This is a genomic window from Lysobacter sp., assembly GCF_035655815.1.
GTDB lineage: Bacteria > Pseudomonadota > Gammaproteobacteria > Xanthomonadales > Xanthomonadaceae > Lysobacter_J.
This window is the reverse complement of record NZ_DASRTS010000038.1, coordinates 90,106-105,086: the sequence shown is the minus strand read 5'-3', so window position 1 is coordinate 105,086 and position 14,981 is coordinate 90,106. Positions and strand designations below refer to the sequence as shown.

The following is a 14,981-nucleotide window of genomic DNA, read 5'->3' as shown; positions in this document are numbered from 1 at the left end:
ATCCTTCGGGAGAAGGTGCCCGAAGAGCCCTGCCTCGAGTAGGGGGCACATGAGGGGCAACGAACCTGCTCTGCTCGAACTCGCAGCACACCAATGTGCTGTTGGTTTTGAACACGCCAATGCTCCGCCGCCCAACCCATCTGCGGGCGGAGAGCCGGCTTTAGGACAAAAAACGGGCCCGCATTGCGGGCCCGTTGCGTTACCGGTTCAAGCGGGGAGGGGTGAACCGGCGACGGACCTCAGGCGGCTTCTGCCAGAGGCGAACGGATCGACGCGTGCGCAGCGGCCAGCGCATCGGCGCGGTGCTGCGGCGAGTAGGCCACGCCCTCGGCGCGCACGATCTCCAAGTCGGTCACGCCCAGGAAGCCAAACACCTGGCGCAGGTAGGCCTCCTGGAAGTCCGCCGGGCTGTTGTCGCCGTACAGGCCGCCGCGACCGCTGGCGATGAACAACCGCTTATTGCCGGCCAGGCCTTCGGGCTTGCCCTCGGCGGTGTACCGGAAGGTGCGGCCGGCCACGGCCACCCGGTCGATCCACGCCTTCAGCGTCGATGGAATGCTGAAGTTGTAAAACGGAGCACCAATCACCACTACATCCGCGTCCAGGAACTGCTGGAGTGTGGCTTCGGCGGTTTCCACCTCGGCCGCGTCGGCCTTGGCCAGGGAGCGGCCGGTCAGGTGCGGCAGCGGGTCGGCGTCCAGGTCGCGGTACTCGACCTTGAGGTCGGCCACCGCGTCCTGCCAGCGGGCCACGATGGCCGCGCTCAGTTCGCGGGTAACCGAGTGGGTGCCAAGGGCACTGGAATCGAGATGCAGGAGCTTCATGATGGGCCTCTGGTTTGAGCGGTCCGGCGGGTGTGCCGGGTTGGAGGCCACTCTAGGTCGTTGCTCAAATGGAATAAATCTGGTCAAATATCACTAACTGTTCCGGAATTGGAATTATGGCCATGCAGGACTTGAACGACCTCTACTACTTCGCCATGGTCGTCGAGCACGGGGGCTTCGCCGCGGCGGAGCGCGCGCTGGGCATTCCGAAGTCCCGCCTGAGCCGCCGCATCAGCCAGCTCGAGACCGACCTGGGCGTGCGCCTGCTGCAGCGTTCCACCCGGCGCTTCGCGGTTACCGACGTGGGCAACAGCGTCTACCGACATGCGCAGTCGATGCTCGCCGAGGCGCAGGCCGCACACGAAGTGGTCGACCGCCTCAGCGCCGAACCGCGCGGCGTGATCCGCGTGAGCGTGCCGGTGGGCATGGCGCAGCAGCAGATGCCCAAGCTGTTGCCGGAGTTCCTCGCGCGTTACCCGCAGGTGCGTGTGCAGTTGCTGGTCAGCAACCGCCGCGTCGACATCATCAACGAAGGCATCGACGTCGCGCTGCGCGTACGTTCCAAGCTCGACGACGACGGCAGCCTGGTGATGCGCAGCTTCGGCCAGATCGCCGAACTGCTGGTCGCCAGCCCCGACTATCTGCGCCGCATGGGCCGGCCCAAGAATCCCGACGAGCTGTCCGACCACGTCACGCTCAGCATGAGCGAGGACGACGCGCGCCAGCGCTGGGAACTGCACGGCCCGGACGGCGACGTGCGCCGCGTCGAACTCAAGCCGCGCGTGATGGGGTTCGATTTCCCCATGCTGATGCAACTGGCCCAGCAGGGCGTGGGCATCACGCTGCTGCCCGAGACCATCTGCGCCGAGGCCGTGCGTCGCGGCGAGCTGGAAGTCGTGCTGCCCGACTGGCGCCTGCCGCAAGGCATCTTCCACGCCGTGTTCGCCTCGCGTCGCGGACTGCTGCCGGCCGTGCGCGTCTTCATTGACTTCATCGCCGAGAAGGCACCGGCCCTGGTCGAAGCCGCCCGCCTGCAGTGCAGCGAAATCCAGGGCAAGCCATGCCCCGAAGACGTAGCAAAGCTGTCACCGCCTGCGAACGTGCCCGTCCCGGCGCCCCGCATCGTTACCGAAGCATGAGAGAATGCGGCCCGCACAACGCGGGCCGCTTCGTCTGGCGGACGCCGCGGCACACCGCTGACGCGGTGTCGCGTCACTTACGGAGAGATGGCCGAGTGGTTTAAGGCAGCGGTCTTGAAAACCGCCGAAGGGTCAAACCTTCCGTGGGTTCGAATCCCACTCTCTCCGCCATCTCGCTGCCGCACCGGCGTGGTCATGCGTGTTGGCAAGCTCGCAGCGTTACCCGCGCCCCTCGACACGATCGATGAATCCGACGATCAGTGCGGCGCATCGTGCCGCATGGGTTTCCAGCAGGAAGTGCGGACCGTCGAGGATGTGCGCTTCCATGCGTGGCAGGTCCTTCATCCAGGACAGTGTTTCGTCGATGGCAAAGAAGACGTCATGGCGACCCCACAGCATCAGAGCCGGTGGCTGTTCGCGCTTGAGGTATTCGGCAATCTCGTCGAACCGCGCCGCGTGGTTGCGGTAATCGAGCACCAGTGCGCGGTGCATTTCGAGGCGGCCTGGCAATGACATGACCCGCCAGTCTTCTTTCCACGTTCCGGAATCGATGCGCCTGGCGATATCGTCCGGCACATCGCCCACGTACTGGTAACGCACGCCTTCGAGGTCCAGGTGCGACGTCGCTTCGGCTTCGTTTTCTGGCGTGGGGTTGTCCCAGTAGCTCTGTGTGGCCGCCCACTGCGGTCCCATTCCGCTGCGATGGGCGTTGGCGTTCTGGATGATGAGACTGCGCACGCGATGCGGCGCCCGCGTCGCCAGATGCAAGGCAACGGCGGCACCATAGTCGTGCAGATAGAGGTGGAAGGACTCGACGCCCAACTGTGCGAGCGCCTTCTCCAGCACGTCCGCATAGCACGAGAACGAAGGGCGCTCGACAGGTTGCGATCGACCGAACCCTGGAAGATCAGGTGCAATCACAAAGCACGTCTTCGACAGCGGCTCGATGACGTTCCGGAAGGACGCGGACGAACTCGGGAACCCGTGAATTAGCAGAAGCGCGGGCTTGTTGCAGTCACCGCATGTGCGGACGAATAGCTCGCGCCCGTCTATCGCGATGGTTTGTGATGCTTGCGCGGGGTCGTCTGCCATCGTTGCCTCGTCCAGTGGATGCGTCATCAGCGGCGACGGTTGTTACGCCCGTTCCGGTGACCTGCGCGTCAAGGAAGCCTCACCGGATTACTCACGGCTCCTTCACCCGCGAAGGCGATCCTTCGCGCTCATGGAGGCAGGCGCTAGGCCAGCACTCGCGACCGCAGGACGCATCGTCTAGTAGGGCCTGCCTGCACGCAGCCGCGCTTGCGGTCACGTTGCGCTTCCACGGGCCGGTTAGCGGTGCCGTAGATCAGCTGATCCGTCGCCCACTGATCAAGTAGTCGCAAGTATTCACCGCCGAGCCGATGACCGGCCGGCATGCGAACTCCTGGTGGATGCCACGGTGCGCCGCAAGATCGCGACGCAAGAACTCAAGGGAGCCTGGCGCATGCATCGCAGGGAATTTCTGGGTGCTCTGGCAACCTCCCCGGTGATGCTGGTCATGTCCGGTTGCGCGGGCAGCGGCAGGGCTGCTATCGACGAGAGCGGTTCGGTGATGACAGTGCTTGGCCCAGTCGATGCCGGAACTCTCGGCATGACGCTGATCCATGAGCACCTATACGCCGACCTTCGGCCCTACGCGGAGCAGGCGGGGAATCCGCTGTCGCCTCCTGCGGAAGTCGTCGATGTGGTGCTGCCCTACTTGCGCGACATCCATCGGCTGGGCTGCCGCACGCTGGTCGACTGCACCGCGACGACGCTCGGTCGCAATCCCGCATTGATCCGCCAACTGTCGGAAGCAAGCGGATTGCACATGTTGACGGTCACAGGAGCCTACGTCGCTGCAGGTGGGCGCTTCACTCCGTCCTACGTGCTGGACGAAACCGACGCGCAACTGGCGCAGCGCTCGATCGGCGAGTGGCGCAACGGCATTGACGGAACGGGCGTCCGGCCCGGCCTGATCAAGCTGGGCGTCGAGAATGATCTGCTCGGCGATACCGAGCGAAAGGTGCTGCGGGCGGCGGCGCGCACGCATCTCCAGACGGGCCTGGTCATCGCGTCGCACACGGGGCCGTGGGGTGATGTCGAACCCGGACGTAACGGATGCTGCGCCTTCGCCCAGTTGGAACTGCTGGGCGCCGAAGGCGTCGCACCAGCGGCGTATGTCTGGGTGCACGCGCAGAATGAAGTCCAGGCCAGTCATCACGTGCGCGCGGCGCGGGACGGTGCGTGGGTGTCGTTCGACGGCTTCAGGCCCGGTCAGGAAGGTGCCTATGTCGCGCTGATCAGGCGGATGTGGGAAGAAGGGTTGCTGGATCGCGTGCTGGTTTCGCAGGATGCGGGCTGGTACAGCGCCGGCCAGCCACGCGGTGGCGAGTTCAAACCGTTCACACCGCTCTTCACCGCATTGATCCCGGCCCTGCGCGATGCAGGCTTCGACGACGAGGATCTGCGCACGTTGCTTGTCCGCAATCCCGCGCGTGCGTTTACGATTCGCGTGCGCGTTCGCCAGAGCTGACTCTTTGGGCTCTTCGGACGCCTCAGGCGTGACGCACGCCGCGACCTTGCGGCACTTCCGCGGCACGTGGGTCGCCGATCATCGAGAGGTAACGGCACAGGTTGCGAGGGCGATAGCTCTCGTCGGCATCCCAGCGCTGCAGCACGGAGGGATGCAGCGACTGCGTGGGATCGCGCCGGGTGGTCTTCAGGTCCGGCTGCTTGTCGTGCTCGGCGGCCATGCCGATGACACGGTCGATGCCGGGCGTGAGCCGATACAGTTTGGTCTTGGAGTTGTGCTGCGGCGCGCGCGGATCCGGGTGCAGTGCATTGGTCGGGTCCTGTTCGACCATCGGATCCATGCCCAGTCCATTTGCACTGGCCTTGTCGCGCATCCACGCCAGCGTGATGTCGGACAGGTTGCCCTGGTCGCTGCGCGGATAACCGCCGCCGATGTCGCTGTGCACTCCGGCGAACCATACCTGTTCCACCGTCTGCCCGGGCTTGTCGATGGGGGTCCAGCGCGCGGCTTCGAACGGCGCGCGACGTTCGTCGATGGCGAGGGCCTGGCAGGCGTACTGCACGCTGCCGCTGAGCTCGACGTCATGGAACTTGTATTTGTGCGCAGTCAGCGAACGCAGGCCGCGCACGGGGATACCCAGCGCGCCGACCGTATCCCACACGCCGATCATGCGGATCGGGATCGGCTGGTCGCCTGCGACGGAGTACCGGCAGCGGAAGTCGGTCGGGCCCCTGGTGTCGGGCTTGAAATCGTCGCAGTAGGTGCGGATCGCATCGGCGTAGAGGTCCGAGTGCTTGCGGTGCAGGATGCCGCACTTGCGGATCATGCCGCCCAGGCTGCGCACGGTATACGCACCGCGGCTGAAGCCGAACAGGTAGATCTCGTCGCCCAGCTCGTAATTGAGGATGAGGAAGCGGTAGGCGTCCCACAGGTTCTCGTCGAGGCCCTTGCCGAATGCACCGCCGCTCCACCGGTCGATCAGGTTGCCTGTGCCGACGCCCTGGTCGTAATAGGTGAGCTGCGGGACGCCGCCGTTCTGTTTGGCCACGCGCATCGCCAGGCGCACCACGTTGGTGGGGCAGGGCTTGCCGTTGCGCGCCTGGTCGGCGCTGTTCCAGGTCCCGTCACAGAAGATCGCGAGCCGCTTCATGTGCGTCGCTCCGTGTGCATACTTGAAGAGGAACGCACGCGTGCCGAGAAGGCGGTCAGACAGTGCTGTTCAAACCATGCTGCTCAGACGCGCTGTTCAGGTGACGCTGGTTAGGCAGGGCGCTAGCGAAAATCTCGCGACGTGGTCTGCAGCTCGCCCAGCAGCGGACTCAGGTCGGTCAGCTGTCCGGCAATCAGGTGCTCCACGCCATCCACGCGCTCCCACCGGCCGCGCACGGCCAGCAGGGTGGAGTCCAGCAGCGGCTTGCGCTGGCGCGCAGCGAGGTCGGGCCACACGATCACATTGATCATGCCGTGCTCGTCTTCCAGCGTGACGAAGATGGTGCCCTTGGCAGTGGCGGGACGCTGGCGCTGCGTGACCAGGCCGGCCACGTGCACGCCGCGGCCGTGGCGTGTGTCGCGCAGGTCGCGCGAGCCACGGATGCGCCGCGCATCCATCTGCGGTCGCAGCAGGGCCATCGGATGGGCGGCCAGGCTCAAGCCGGTGGCGCGATAGTCCGACAGGATTTCCTCGCCGATCCGCGGCGCAGGCAGTTCGATCACGTCCTCCTGCGGACTGCCGGGCAGCAGCGGACGGCGACGTTCCAGGCCCGCCACGGCCCAGCGCGCTTCGTGACGGTTGCCGATGAGGCTGCGCAGCGCATTGGCTTCGGCCAGCGCATTGCAGGCCTTCTCGTCCAGCTGCGCACGCTGGCGCAGGTCCTGCAGGTCAGCGAACGGCCGGCGGGCGCGTGCGGCTTCGATGGCGCGGCCTGCGGTTTCAGACAGGCCTTTCACTTCGCGCAGGCCCAGACGAATCGCCGGCTGCTGCCCGTTCGCAGGCTGGTCAACATCGATGGTGCCGCCGGCCAGCGTGCAGTCCCAGTCGCTGTGCATCACATCCACCGGCAGCACCTCGACGGGCGCACGCATGGCGAGTGCACGTTCCTTTTCATTGGAAAACTCATCCGCGGCACGCAGCGGCGCGCCGCGCCGGGCGTCCTGCACGATCTGGCTGGCCGAATAGAAACCCATCGGCTGCGAGTTGAGCAGCGCACAGGCGAACGCGGCCGGCTCATGCCGCTTGAGCCAGCAGCTCACGTACACCAGTTTGGCGAACGAGGCGGCGTGGCTCTGCGGGAAGCCGTAGGAGCCGAATCCCTTGATCTGCTCGAAGATCTGGTCGATGAACGTTTCCGAGTAGTTCTTGGAACGCATGCATTCGCGGATACGCTGCCGATGCGGCTCCATGTCGCCGCCGACACGCCAGGCCGCCATCGAACGTCGCAGCTGGTCGGCTTCACTGTCGCTGTAACCGGCGTGCATCACCAACTCCATCACCTGTTCCTGGAACAGCGGCACGCCGAGCGTGGGTTCGAGGATGGTTTTCACCTCCGGTGAGGGGTAGTCAACCTTCTCCTTGTCCATCCGCCGCCGCAGGTACGGATGCACCATGCCGCCCTGGATGGGACCGGGGCGCACGATTGCCACCTCGATCACCAGGTCGTAGAAGTTCTTGGGTTTAAGTCGCGGCAGCATCGTCATCTGCGCGCGCGATTCGATCTGGAACACGCCCACCGTATCGGCGCGCTGGATCATCGCGTAGGTCGGTTTGTCGCCTGGCGGGATGGTGGCCATCTCGTATGTGCGGCCGCGATGGCGCTTCACCAGGTCCAGTGCCTTGCGGATGCAGGTCAGCATGCCCAGCGCCAGGCAATCGACCTTGAGCAGCTTCATCGTCTCCAGGTCGTCCTTGTCCCACTGGATGATGGTGCGGCCGTCCATCGCGGCGTTTTCCACCGGCACGACAGTGGACAGCGACGATTCGGAAATGACGAAGCCGCCTACGTGCTGGGACAGATGGCGCGGGTGGTTTTCCAACTTCGCGGTCACATTCAGCACGCGCACGATCAGCGGATTGGTTGGATCGAAACCGGCTTCGGTCAGGCGCTGCTCCATCTCGGTGCCGGCGTTGCCCCAGCCATAGCAACTGGCGAGCAGGGCGATCTGGTCCGGCGGCAATCCGAACGCCTTGGCGACGTCACGCACGGCACTCTTGCCCCGGTAGCGGATGACGGTGGCAGCCAGCGCGGCGCGTTCGCGGCCGTACTTGTTGTAGACGTATTGCAGGACTTCCTCGCGGCGTTCGTGTTCGAAGTCGACGTCGATATCGGGTGGTTCGTTGCGTTCTTCCGAAAGGAAACGCGCCATCAGAAGACGGCTTTCGGCGGGATTCACTGCGGTAATGCCAAGCGCGTAGCACACGGCGGAATTGGCCGAGGAGCCACGGCCCTGGCACAGAATTCCCTTGCTTTTCGCGAAGCGGACGATGTCCTCGACGGTGAGAAAGAACGCTTCGTATTCGAGCTTGGCGATGAGGGCCAGCTCGGTTTCGATCCGTCGCTCGACGTCCGGTCGTACACCTTCCGGCCAGCGTTCGCGCATCCCGGCCAGTGTCAGCGCCCGCAGGTGCGAGGCCGGGGTTTCGCCATCGGGTATCAGTTCCTTTGGGTATTGATATGGCAGCTTCTTTCCGATGTCGAAGACGCAGCGTCCTGCCAGTTCGACCGAGGCCTGCAGCAGCTCGTGCGGATAAATGTTGCCCAGGGTCGAACGCGCACGCAGATGACGCTCGCCGTTGCGGAACAGGTGCGCGCCGCATTCGCTCAGCGGCAGGTTGTGGCGAATGGCCGTCATGGTGTCCTGCAGCACGCGCTGGCTGCGCAAGGCCATGTGCACGTCGCCCGCGGCCACGGCGGTCATGCCCAGCGCTTGCGACAACGTCATCAACGTTTCCAGGCGAAGCCGGTCGTCCTGTTCGCGATGCAGCTCCACCGCCAGATGCGCGCGTTCGCCAAACACGCGACGCAGCCAGCGACCGGGCCCGATGTCCGCTTCGCCCTGCGGTGACACGTCCGGCAACCACAGTGCGAATACGCCTTGCGCATCGGGTACGAACAGCGCCTCGACATCAGCGCGTGACAGTCGGTAGGTGCCTTTTTTGGCGGCCCTGCGACCGCGCGTGATGAGCTCACACAGGCGCTGGTAACCCGTGGCGGTTTCCACCAGCAGCACGAAGCGGGTGCCGTCGGTCAGGCGGAATTCGCTGCCGACTATCAGGCGAAGTCCGGTGGCGCGGGAGGCTTCCAGCGCACGCACGATGCCGGCCAGCGAGCACTCGTCAGTGATGGCCAGTGCCGTGTAGCCGCACAGGCGTGCGCGTTCGAACAATTGTTCCGCACTGGCCGCGCCACGCAGGAAGCTGAAGTCCGACAGGCAATGCAGCTCGGCATAAGCCGGCGAATCGTCGTCGAGAACATCGTCGTTGGCGGCGTTGCGCAGGCGCAGGCTGACCTGCAGCGCACGCGGGATGTGATCGCCCGGCGTTTCGCGGTCGACGCCGTCGATGGCGTCGTCCCAGCTCATGCGAACCAGCCGTGCAGCATCCAGCCGTCGCGTTTGCCCGGGTCCGCGTAGGCCCAGGCGTGCTGTCCATGCGAAGTTTCGAGGACGTAGTAGTCGCGACGCGCGTCGCCGTCGTCCCACCAGCCGCTTTCCAGCCGTTCCGGGCCGGAAACGATGCGCCGGACCTGCGAATTCAGCGGCACCGGCTGCGGCAGCAGCCAAGTCGGTCGAGGTGGGCGTGGCGGCGCCGCGGACGCGCACAGCGCATCGTCCTCGACTCCGACACGTCGCCATGCGTGTTCGGGCCGCGGATCGCCCGCGGGTGCGACGCGATACACCGCGTCGTCGCCCAGCCGTGCGCGCAGGCGTTCGCGCAGTTGCGGCCACGGCATGGCCTGCGAGGGGCGGGTGTCGAACAGGTCGCGCGCGGCCGGCACGAACGGCGGCAGCTCTCGCGCCATCAGGCGCAGGCCGACCACGGGCTTTTCGATCGCGGCCTGCTCCAGCCGGTTGCGCGCGATGTCCATCAGCAGCGTGGCATCGCGCTCGGCCGCCAGCATGCCGACCGGAACGTCGGTGTGGCCTTCGTCGTGCTCCAGCCGCATGACGAAGCGCTGTACGCCACCATCGCGCGCGGAAAGGTACATGGCCAGGTCGCGCACCAGCCGGCGCAGCGGGAACAGCAGCGCCTGGTGGCTTTCGACTTCGTAACCCAGTTCGATGCGCGCGTCGAAATGATCGGGCGGCTGGTAGTACTCCAGTGCGTCGTCCGCGTCGCCGTACAGCCGGTCCAGATGATCCAGCAGTACGGCGCCAAAACGTCTGCGCAGCCCGTCGCGCGGCAGTTCGCGCAGATCCTTCAACCTATGCACGCCCATGCGATGCAGGCGCGTTCCAGCATCATCCGGCAGCGCGGCACGACGCACGGGAATGCGGTCGAGCACGCCGGCCAGGCCGCGCGCTTCGGTCAGCGCATAACCGTCGCGCAGGCGCGCGAACACGTGCGCCGCGCGCGGCGTGGGCGCCAGCGCGATGCGATGGCGGAAGCCCAGTTCGACCAGGTCGCGGCGCAGGTTCGATTCGAAACGCGGCCAGGGGCCGAACAGGCGGAAGCTGGCACTGGCCTCCAGCACGATCGCGCCCATCCACTGCGCGCTCACCAGCGAACTGTGGCGATACGCCCAGGCCGCGAGGAAGCGGTGGCTGCGCGCTTCGGCCTTGGGGTCGTATTCCTTCAGCGCGGCGTCCGAACACAGTGCATGCGCGGCAGTCAGCCGCATGCCGGCTCGCAATCCGGCCTCAGCCGCTGCGGCATTGACGGCGTACAGGCTTCGCAATTGCGCCGGACCGGTGACCAGCGCGAGCGGGCGCTGCGAATCCTCCTGGCGACGCAGGACGGTATCGAGCGCCAGTTGCGGCAGATGGATGCAGGCCCAGAGCATGACGGCGGCTCAGCACGCCAATTCGCGTACGGACGGCAACGCGAAAGCCTGCGTCGGCACCTGTGCGCCGCGGCACTTGCGCACGCGCCACACGTCTTCGACGCGCTCGATGCGCAGTGCCGCGGGAGAGGGATTGTTCGCATGGCGGCTGTCGCGCACGGCAAACCCCAGGCATTCGCCGCTGTCGGCCGCCACCTGCAGGCGCCGCAGTGAGGGACCGTCGGCATTCGATGGCCAGCCGAGCACGGCCGAAAACGCGGCGCTGCGCAGGCATTGCTCGAACGCCCACAACGCGCCGCGCGATGGCGCTTCAATGATTTCCAGATGACGCAGGTCCACACCGGCCCGCTGCCAGGCCGGCGCATACGGACAGAACGGAGGTGCGATCAGTGCCACCAGCCGACCGGCCTGGGTCAGCCGCGACAGCGTCGGCAGCAGCAATGCGAGTTCGCCGACGCCGTCGGCAGGGATCAGCACTTCACTCAGCGAGCCATGCGGCCAGCCGCCGTGCGGCAACAGTGCATCCAGCGCGGCGAAACCCGTCGATTCCCCCAGCGGCGCCGATGCCGCATGACGCCCGGCACGCCAGACGGTGCGTGCGGACAACAGGGATTCGAGCGGGACGACTTCGGCGGCCATCAGTCGGGACGCACCAGCCCGCAGTAAATACCTTCGATGGCGAAATCGCTGCCGGGCGCGACCTCGATGGGTGGATAGGCCGGATTGCGCGGCAGCAGGCGTAGTCCGTGCGCCGAACGCTGCAGGCGCTTGATCGTGATTTCCTCGTCGATGCGTGCGATCACCACCTGGCCGTCGCGCGCATCATCGGCGCGCTTCACCGCGACCAGATCGCCGTCGAAGATGCCGTCGTCGCGCATCGAATCGCCCTGCACGCGCAGCAGGTAATCGGGACGGGTGGAGAACAGGGCCGGATCGAGCAGCAGTTCGCGCTCGACACCCGCATCGGCACTGATCGGTGCACCGGCCGCGACGCGGCCGAGGACGGCCAGCATCAGGCGATCGTCGCGACGGGATGGGGCAGGGCGGGGTGACGCCAAGCGGATGCCGCGCGCCTCGTTCGGACGCACCTGCAGGTGGCCGGCCTGCTCCAGCCGCTTGACGTGCTTGTGCGCCGCGCAGGCCTGGCGGAAGCCGAACGCGTCCGCGATCTGCTGCAGCGTCGGAGGCAGGCCTTCGGTGTCGGTGTGGCCCTGGATGAAGGCGAGGATCTGCGCCTGACGGGTGGTGAGGTCGGACATCGGAAAGGCCTGGCTGAGGTAAAAATCTATTTACCTTCGCGGCCGCAGGCAAGCCCGACCGCAGACGCGATCGGGCCATGCCGCCGTATCATGGGTTGCGACTGGCTTGTGAATCAGCCAGTTGTGTTGTCCAGTGAAAGTGATGTCGAAGAAGGAGCGCGCGCCCCGCACGCCTATGCCAATGCCCTTCACCCCTTTTCCGCGCGACGGTCGCAGTGCCTTCCGATAGCGCCGTGCCCGATCCGGTCCGGAACCGCAGGACAGGCGTACTGGTACTCGTGCTGTCCCTGCTGGTCGGCCTGCCATTGGCCGGCTACGCCGGCCTGGCGGGTTATTTCTACGCGGCCTGTCCGCCCGGAGACGACCGTCTCGGCTGGACCCTGGCCGTCTATCTCGGCGCGCCGTTGTACTGGTGGTGGTTGGTGCCGTTGGTGCTGACGGCCAGCATTGCGCTCGCCGCCGTGGCTTCCTCGTGGCTTTCGCGATTTTCGGTGTGCAACATCGCTGCCGGCATGGTTGGCGCGGCGGCGATGGTTTTCCTTGCCGCGTTCCTGCTTACCGTCCTCGCGGGTGTCCACGAAAGATGCGGTTTCCCGTGATGCACCAGCAGACGTGCATCGGGCGATAGATCATCGGGCCTGGAAAAGACCGTTGATGTCACCGTAGCCCATTCGTTCTGCATTGATACCGGGATCATCGCCAAGGAATGCGGTCGCCTGCTGGCGAACATGCGCGAAGACGGCTTCGGAGAGCGCTGATCCGGCGCTCAACCGGCGGACACCCAGCGATTCCAGATTGGCCAGGGTCGGTAGATTGGGACGGAGCATGACGTTGAGCGGAAGGACGACACCTTCGGCAACGGCACGGATCTCATCAGCTTCCGTCAGTCCCGGCACGAACAGCCCGTCAGCACCGGCCTGCCGGTATTGCGCCGCGCGTACGAGCACCATCTCGACGCGCTGCTCCGTCGGCGCCAGTCCGCGCAGATAGACATCGGTGCGTGCATTGACGAACACGTCCAGTCCGGCCGCGGCACAACGCTGCCTGATCGCGGCGATCTTCGCGCACAGCATCTCCGGCGCACCGCTGCCGTCTTCCAGATTGATGCCGACCGCGCCGAGTTCGGCGACGCGAAGCACGTTGTCGGCCACGACCGCGGGATTGTCGGAATATCCGCCTTCGACGTCGACGCTGAGCGGCACGCGGATCACCCGTGCGATTTCCTGCACGGCCGTGAGCAGGTGTTCGATCGGCAGTTCGTCGCCGTCGGCATAACCGCGGCTCCAGGCCACGCCGGCGCTGGTGGTGGCGATGGCCGGCGCGCCCAGGCTTTCGATCAGGCGGGCGCTGCCGGCATCCCAGGCATTGGCCAAGCGCAACACGCCCCCGGCATGGAAGCGACGGAAGGCAGCAGCATGGTCGGCGTGTGGATTCACGCGTGAGTCCTCGCAAACAGGTGCGACGTCATCGTTGCAGATGCGTCCGCACCGTGCTCGCCGCTTTCGGACATCAATGCGAGCTGGCGTTTCCGGTACCGCTCTGCTGCGCGTCCCAGCGACGAAGTGCCTGTTCGACGGCATCGACACCACGCGCCACGGCCGTTGCATCGACCTGGTCGAGCGTGTCGCGTTCGCTGTGGATGACCTGCATGACCTTGGCCGGCGTGCGCGACTTCTTGCCTGCGTACGCGTCGAGTACCTGCGTGATCTCGTCGGCACCCACCAGCGAATACGACACCGCCGGCCAGCCGGCGCGGATGAAGGGCAGGTGGTCGGTCGGCGGGTACTGCTCGCCCGGCGAGAAGCCCAGGTCCAGCGCCTGCGTCGCGGCGCGGCTGCTGTCCACCAGCGCGGTCTGCTGGTTAGCCGGCGCCATCATCCACAACGTGTCGCCCCAGCCGAACACGTCGAAGTTGACGTACAGCGCGGGGCGGGTCGAGCCGTCCGTGACGTAGGCCTTGGAGCCAAGCAGGCCGACTTCCTCCAGGTCCCAGAACGCCACGGCGACACGGTGATGCTGCAGCGGCTTGCGCTTGAAACGCTCGGCCAGCGCCAGCACGGTCGCGCTGCCGGATGCGTTGTCGGTCGCGCCGTGGCCGGTCTCGACGCGATCGGAATGCGCGCCCAGCAGCAGCAGCGGTGCATTCGCCAAGCCGCTCACGTCGGCCAGTAGGTTCTCGCCGGTGCGGTCGTTGGCCTGGAAGGCGACCGTGCGCGGAGCCAGGCCCAGCGTATCGAGCCGGGCGGCAATAGCCTTACGCCGCTGGGCATTGTCGCCCGCCTCCGCGATGGCGCGTACGTCGCCCAGCCATTGCGAGGCGGCCGTACCGGCCGGTGCCGCGGTGGCAGCCGGCGCCTGCGGGGTTCGGACGGCAGGCGAGCAGGCAGTAAGAAAAAGGATCGGAAGCGTCGCAACTATCAGTCGGCGCATGGGCAGAGGTCCCCTTTAGAATCCCGGCAGTGTGCCTGAGGCCGCGGTCAACGCGATGGGGCCGAAGGTCCTGCCCGCCAGATTCGGCGAACCGCTACCGGAGTGAAAGGATGACCATCCGAGTGTTCATCGTGGACGACCATGCGCTGGTGCGTACCGGCATGCGCATGATCCTGTCGGCCGAAACGGACATCGAAGTGGTGGGCGACGTCGAGACCGGCGAGGAAGCCATGCCGCTGATCCGCCGGATCAAGCCCGACGTGGTGCTGTGCGACCTGCACCTGCCCGGACTCAGTGGCTTGGAAGTCACCGAGCGCGTCGTCAAGGGCGACCATGGCACGCGCGTCATCATCGTTTCAGTGCTGCAGGACGGCCCCATGCCCAAGCGCCTGCTGGAAGCCGGCGCCTCAGGCTATGTGGGCAAGGGTGGCGATGCCGGCGAACTGCTGCGCGCCATCCGTGAGGTCGCACGCGGCAAGCGCTTCCTCGCCAGCGGCATCGCCCAGAAGCTGGCGCTGGCCGGCATCGACGGCGACGCATCGCCGTTCGACAGCCTGTCGCCGCGCGAGATGGAAATCGCGCTGCTGCTGGTCCAGGGCCTGCGCCAGGACGACATCGCCAAGCGGCTGAGCCTGAGCGCCAAGACGGTCAACACGCACAAGACGCGCCTGTTCGAAAAACTGGAAATCACCGACTCCATCGCCCTGGCGCGCCTGGCCAGCCGCTATGGCGTGATCGATCCGGCCAAGGCAATCTGACGAATTACGGGCCTCTGACAG

The 14,981-nt window shown here is 66.2% G+C and carries 13 protein-coding genes and 1 tRNA gene; 5 read left to right on the top strand and 9 right to left on the bottom strand.

What is annotated here, in order from left to right; all coding sequences use genetic code 11:
- Nucleotides 1-239: 239 nt before the first annotated feature.
- A complete protein-coding gene (locus tag VFE83_RS11315) occupies nt 240-824 on the bottom strand; it encodes an FMN-dependent NADH-azoreductase (RefSeq protein ID WP_324906143.1) in 585 nt (194 codons plus the stop codon).
- A 107-nt stretch (nt 825-931) separates the two neighbouring features.
- Between VFE83_RS11315 and VFE83_RS11310 the strand changes: the two genes are divergently transcribed.
- Together VFE83_RS11310 and VFE83_RS11305 are read left to right on the top strand one after the other, a co-directional pair.
- On the top strand, nt 932-1,963 hold the full coding sequence (locus tag VFE83_RS11310; RefSeq protein ID WP_414674733.1) for a LysR family transcriptional regulator: 1,032 nt from the start codon (nt 932-934) through the stop codon (nt 1,961-1,963).
- A gap of 81 nt (nt 1,964-2,044) precedes the next feature.
- Nucleotides 2,045-2,134, top strand: a tRNA-Ser gene (locus VFE83_RS11305).
- 48 nt (nt 2,135-2,182) lie between these two features.
- On the opposite strand, the gene VFE83_RS11300 is transcribed toward VFE83_RS11305, so the two are convergent.
- Nucleotides 2,183-3,082, bottom strand: a complete 900-nt coding sequence (locus VFE83_RS11300) for an alpha/beta hydrolase (RefSeq protein ID WP_324906141.1) — start codon at nt 3,080-3,082, stop codon at nt 2,183-2,185.
- 319 nt (nt 3,083-3,401) lie between these two features.
- Between VFE83_RS11300 and VFE83_RS11295 the strand changes: the two genes are divergently transcribed.
- Nucleotides 3,402-4,517 carry a hypothetical protein gene (locus tag VFE83_RS11295; protein ID WP_324906139.1) on the top strand — a complete coding sequence of 372 codons (1,116 nt, stop codon included), beginning with the start codon at nt 3,402-3,404 and terminating at the stop codon, nt 4,515-4,517.
- A 22-nt stretch (nt 4,518-4,539) separates the two neighbouring features.
- On the opposite strand, the gene VFE83_RS11290 is transcribed toward VFE83_RS11295, so the two are convergent.
- The 5 genes from VFE83_RS11290 to lexA all read right to left on the bottom strand — a co-directional run bounded on the left by VFE83_RS11290 (nt 4,540) and on the right by lexA (nt 11,772).
- Nucleotides 4,540-5,667, bottom strand: a complete 1,128-nt coding sequence (locus tag VFE83_RS11290) for a DUF2235 domain-containing protein (RefSeq protein WP_324906137.1) — start codon at nt 5,665-5,667, stop codon at nt 4,540-4,542.
- A gap of 122 nt (nt 5,668-5,789) precedes the next feature.
- Nucleotides 5,790-9,092, bottom strand: coding sequence for an error-prone DNA polymerase (locus tag VFE83_RS11285; RefSeq protein ID WP_324906135.1), 3,303 nt, complete (start codon nt 9,090-9,092; stop codon nt 5,790-5,792).
- Complete coding sequence (locus VFE83_RS11280; RefSeq protein WP_324906133.1) at nt 9,089-10,513, bottom strand: DNA polymerase Y family protein; 1,425 nt, start codon at nt 10,511-10,513, stop codon at nt 9,089-9,091. The genes VFE83_RS11285 and VFE83_RS11280 overlap by 4 nt, the downstream gene beginning before the upstream one ends.
- Nucleotides 10,514-10,522: 9 nt before the next feature.
- Nucleotides 10,523-11,152, bottom strand: a complete 630-nt coding sequence (gene imuA / locus VFE83_RS11275) for a translesion DNA synthesis-associated protein ImuA (protein WP_324906131.1) — start codon at nt 11,150-11,152, stop codon at nt 10,523-10,525.
- Nucleotides 11,152-11,772, bottom strand: a complete 621-nt coding sequence (lexA, locus tag VFE83_RS11270; protein ID WP_324906129.1) for a transcriptional repressor LexA — start codon at nt 11,770-11,772, stop codon at nt 11,152-11,154. Before lexA ends, imuA begins: the two co-directional genes overlap by 1 nt.
- A 233-nt stretch (nt 11,773-12,005) precedes the next feature.
- Here lexA and VFE83_RS11265 point away from each other — a divergent pair, with 233 nt between their 5' ends.
- Nucleotides 12,006-12,371 carry a hypothetical protein gene (locus VFE83_RS11265; RefSeq protein WP_324906127.1) on the top strand — a complete coding sequence of 122 codons (366 nt, stop codon included), beginning with the start codon at nt 12,006-12,008 and terminating at the stop codon, nt 12,369-12,371.
- A gap of 30 nt (nt 12,372-12,401) precedes the next feature.
- On the opposite strand, the gene VFE83_RS11260 is transcribed toward VFE83_RS11265, so the two are convergent.
- Complete coding sequence (locus VFE83_RS11260) at nt 12,402-13,379, bottom strand: isocitrate lyase/phosphoenolpyruvate mutase family protein (protein WP_324906125.1); 978 nt, start codon at nt 13,377-13,379, stop codon at nt 12,402-12,404.
- Nucleotides 13,282-14,202, bottom strand: a complete 921-nt coding sequence (locus VFE83_RS11255) for a M28 family metallopeptidase (protein WP_324906123.1) — start codon at nt 14,200-14,202, stop codon at nt 13,282-13,284. The genes VFE83_RS11260 and VFE83_RS11255 overlap by 98 nt, the downstream gene beginning before the upstream one ends.
- A 110-nt stretch (nt 14,203-14,312) precedes the next feature.
- On the opposite strand from VFE83_RS11255, the gene VFE83_RS11250 reads away from it, so the two are divergent.
- Nucleotides 14,313-14,960, top strand: coding sequence for a response regulator (locus VFE83_RS11250; RefSeq protein ID WP_324906121.1), 648 nt, complete (start codon nt 14,313-14,315; stop codon nt 14,958-14,960).
- Nucleotides 14,961-14,981: the final 21 nt, after the last annotated feature.

Excerpts from the sequence above, each read along its gene's own strand:
- VFE83_RS11315 (WP_324906143.1), bottom strand. The coding sequence starts at position 824 with ATGAAGCTCCTGCATCTCGATTCCAGTGCCCTTGGCACCCACTCGGTT.
- VFE83_RS11300 (WP_324906141.1), bottom strand. The coding sequence starts at position 3,082 with ATGACGCATCCACTGGACGAGGCAACGATGGCAGACGACCCCGCGCAA.
- VFE83_RS11290 (WP_324906137.1), bottom strand. The coding sequence starts at position 5,667 with ATGAAGCGGCTCGCGATCTTCTGTGACGGGACCTGGAACAGCGCCGAC.
- VFE83_RS11285 (WP_324906135.1), bottom strand. The coding sequence starts at position 9,092 with ATGAGCTGGGACGACGCCATCGACGGCGTCGACCGCGAAACGCCGGGC.
- VFE83_RS11280 (WP_324906133.1), bottom strand. The coding sequence starts at position 10,513 with ATGCTCTGGGCCTGCATCCATCTGCCGCAACTGGCGCTCGATACCGTC.
- imuA (WP_324906131.1), bottom strand. The coding sequence starts at position 11,152 with ATGGCCGCCGAAGTCGTCCCGCTCGAATCCCTGTTGTCCGCACGCACC.
- lexA (WP_324906129.1), bottom strand. The coding sequence starts at position 11,772 with ATGTCCGACCTCACCACCCGTCAGGCGCAGATCCTCGCCTTCATCCAG.
- VFE83_RS11260 (WP_324906125.1), bottom strand. The coding sequence starts at position 13,379 with ATGCAACGGCCGTGGCGCGTGGTGTCGATGCCGTCGAACAGGCACTTC.
- VFE83_RS11255 (WP_324906123.1), bottom strand. The coding sequence starts at position 14,202 with ATGCGCCGACTGATAGTTGCGACGCTTCCGATCCTTTTTCTTACTGCC.
- VFE83_RS11250 (WP_324906121.1), top strand. The coding sequence starts at position 14,313 with ATGACCATCCGAGTGTTCATCGTGGACGACCATGCGCTGGTGCGTACC.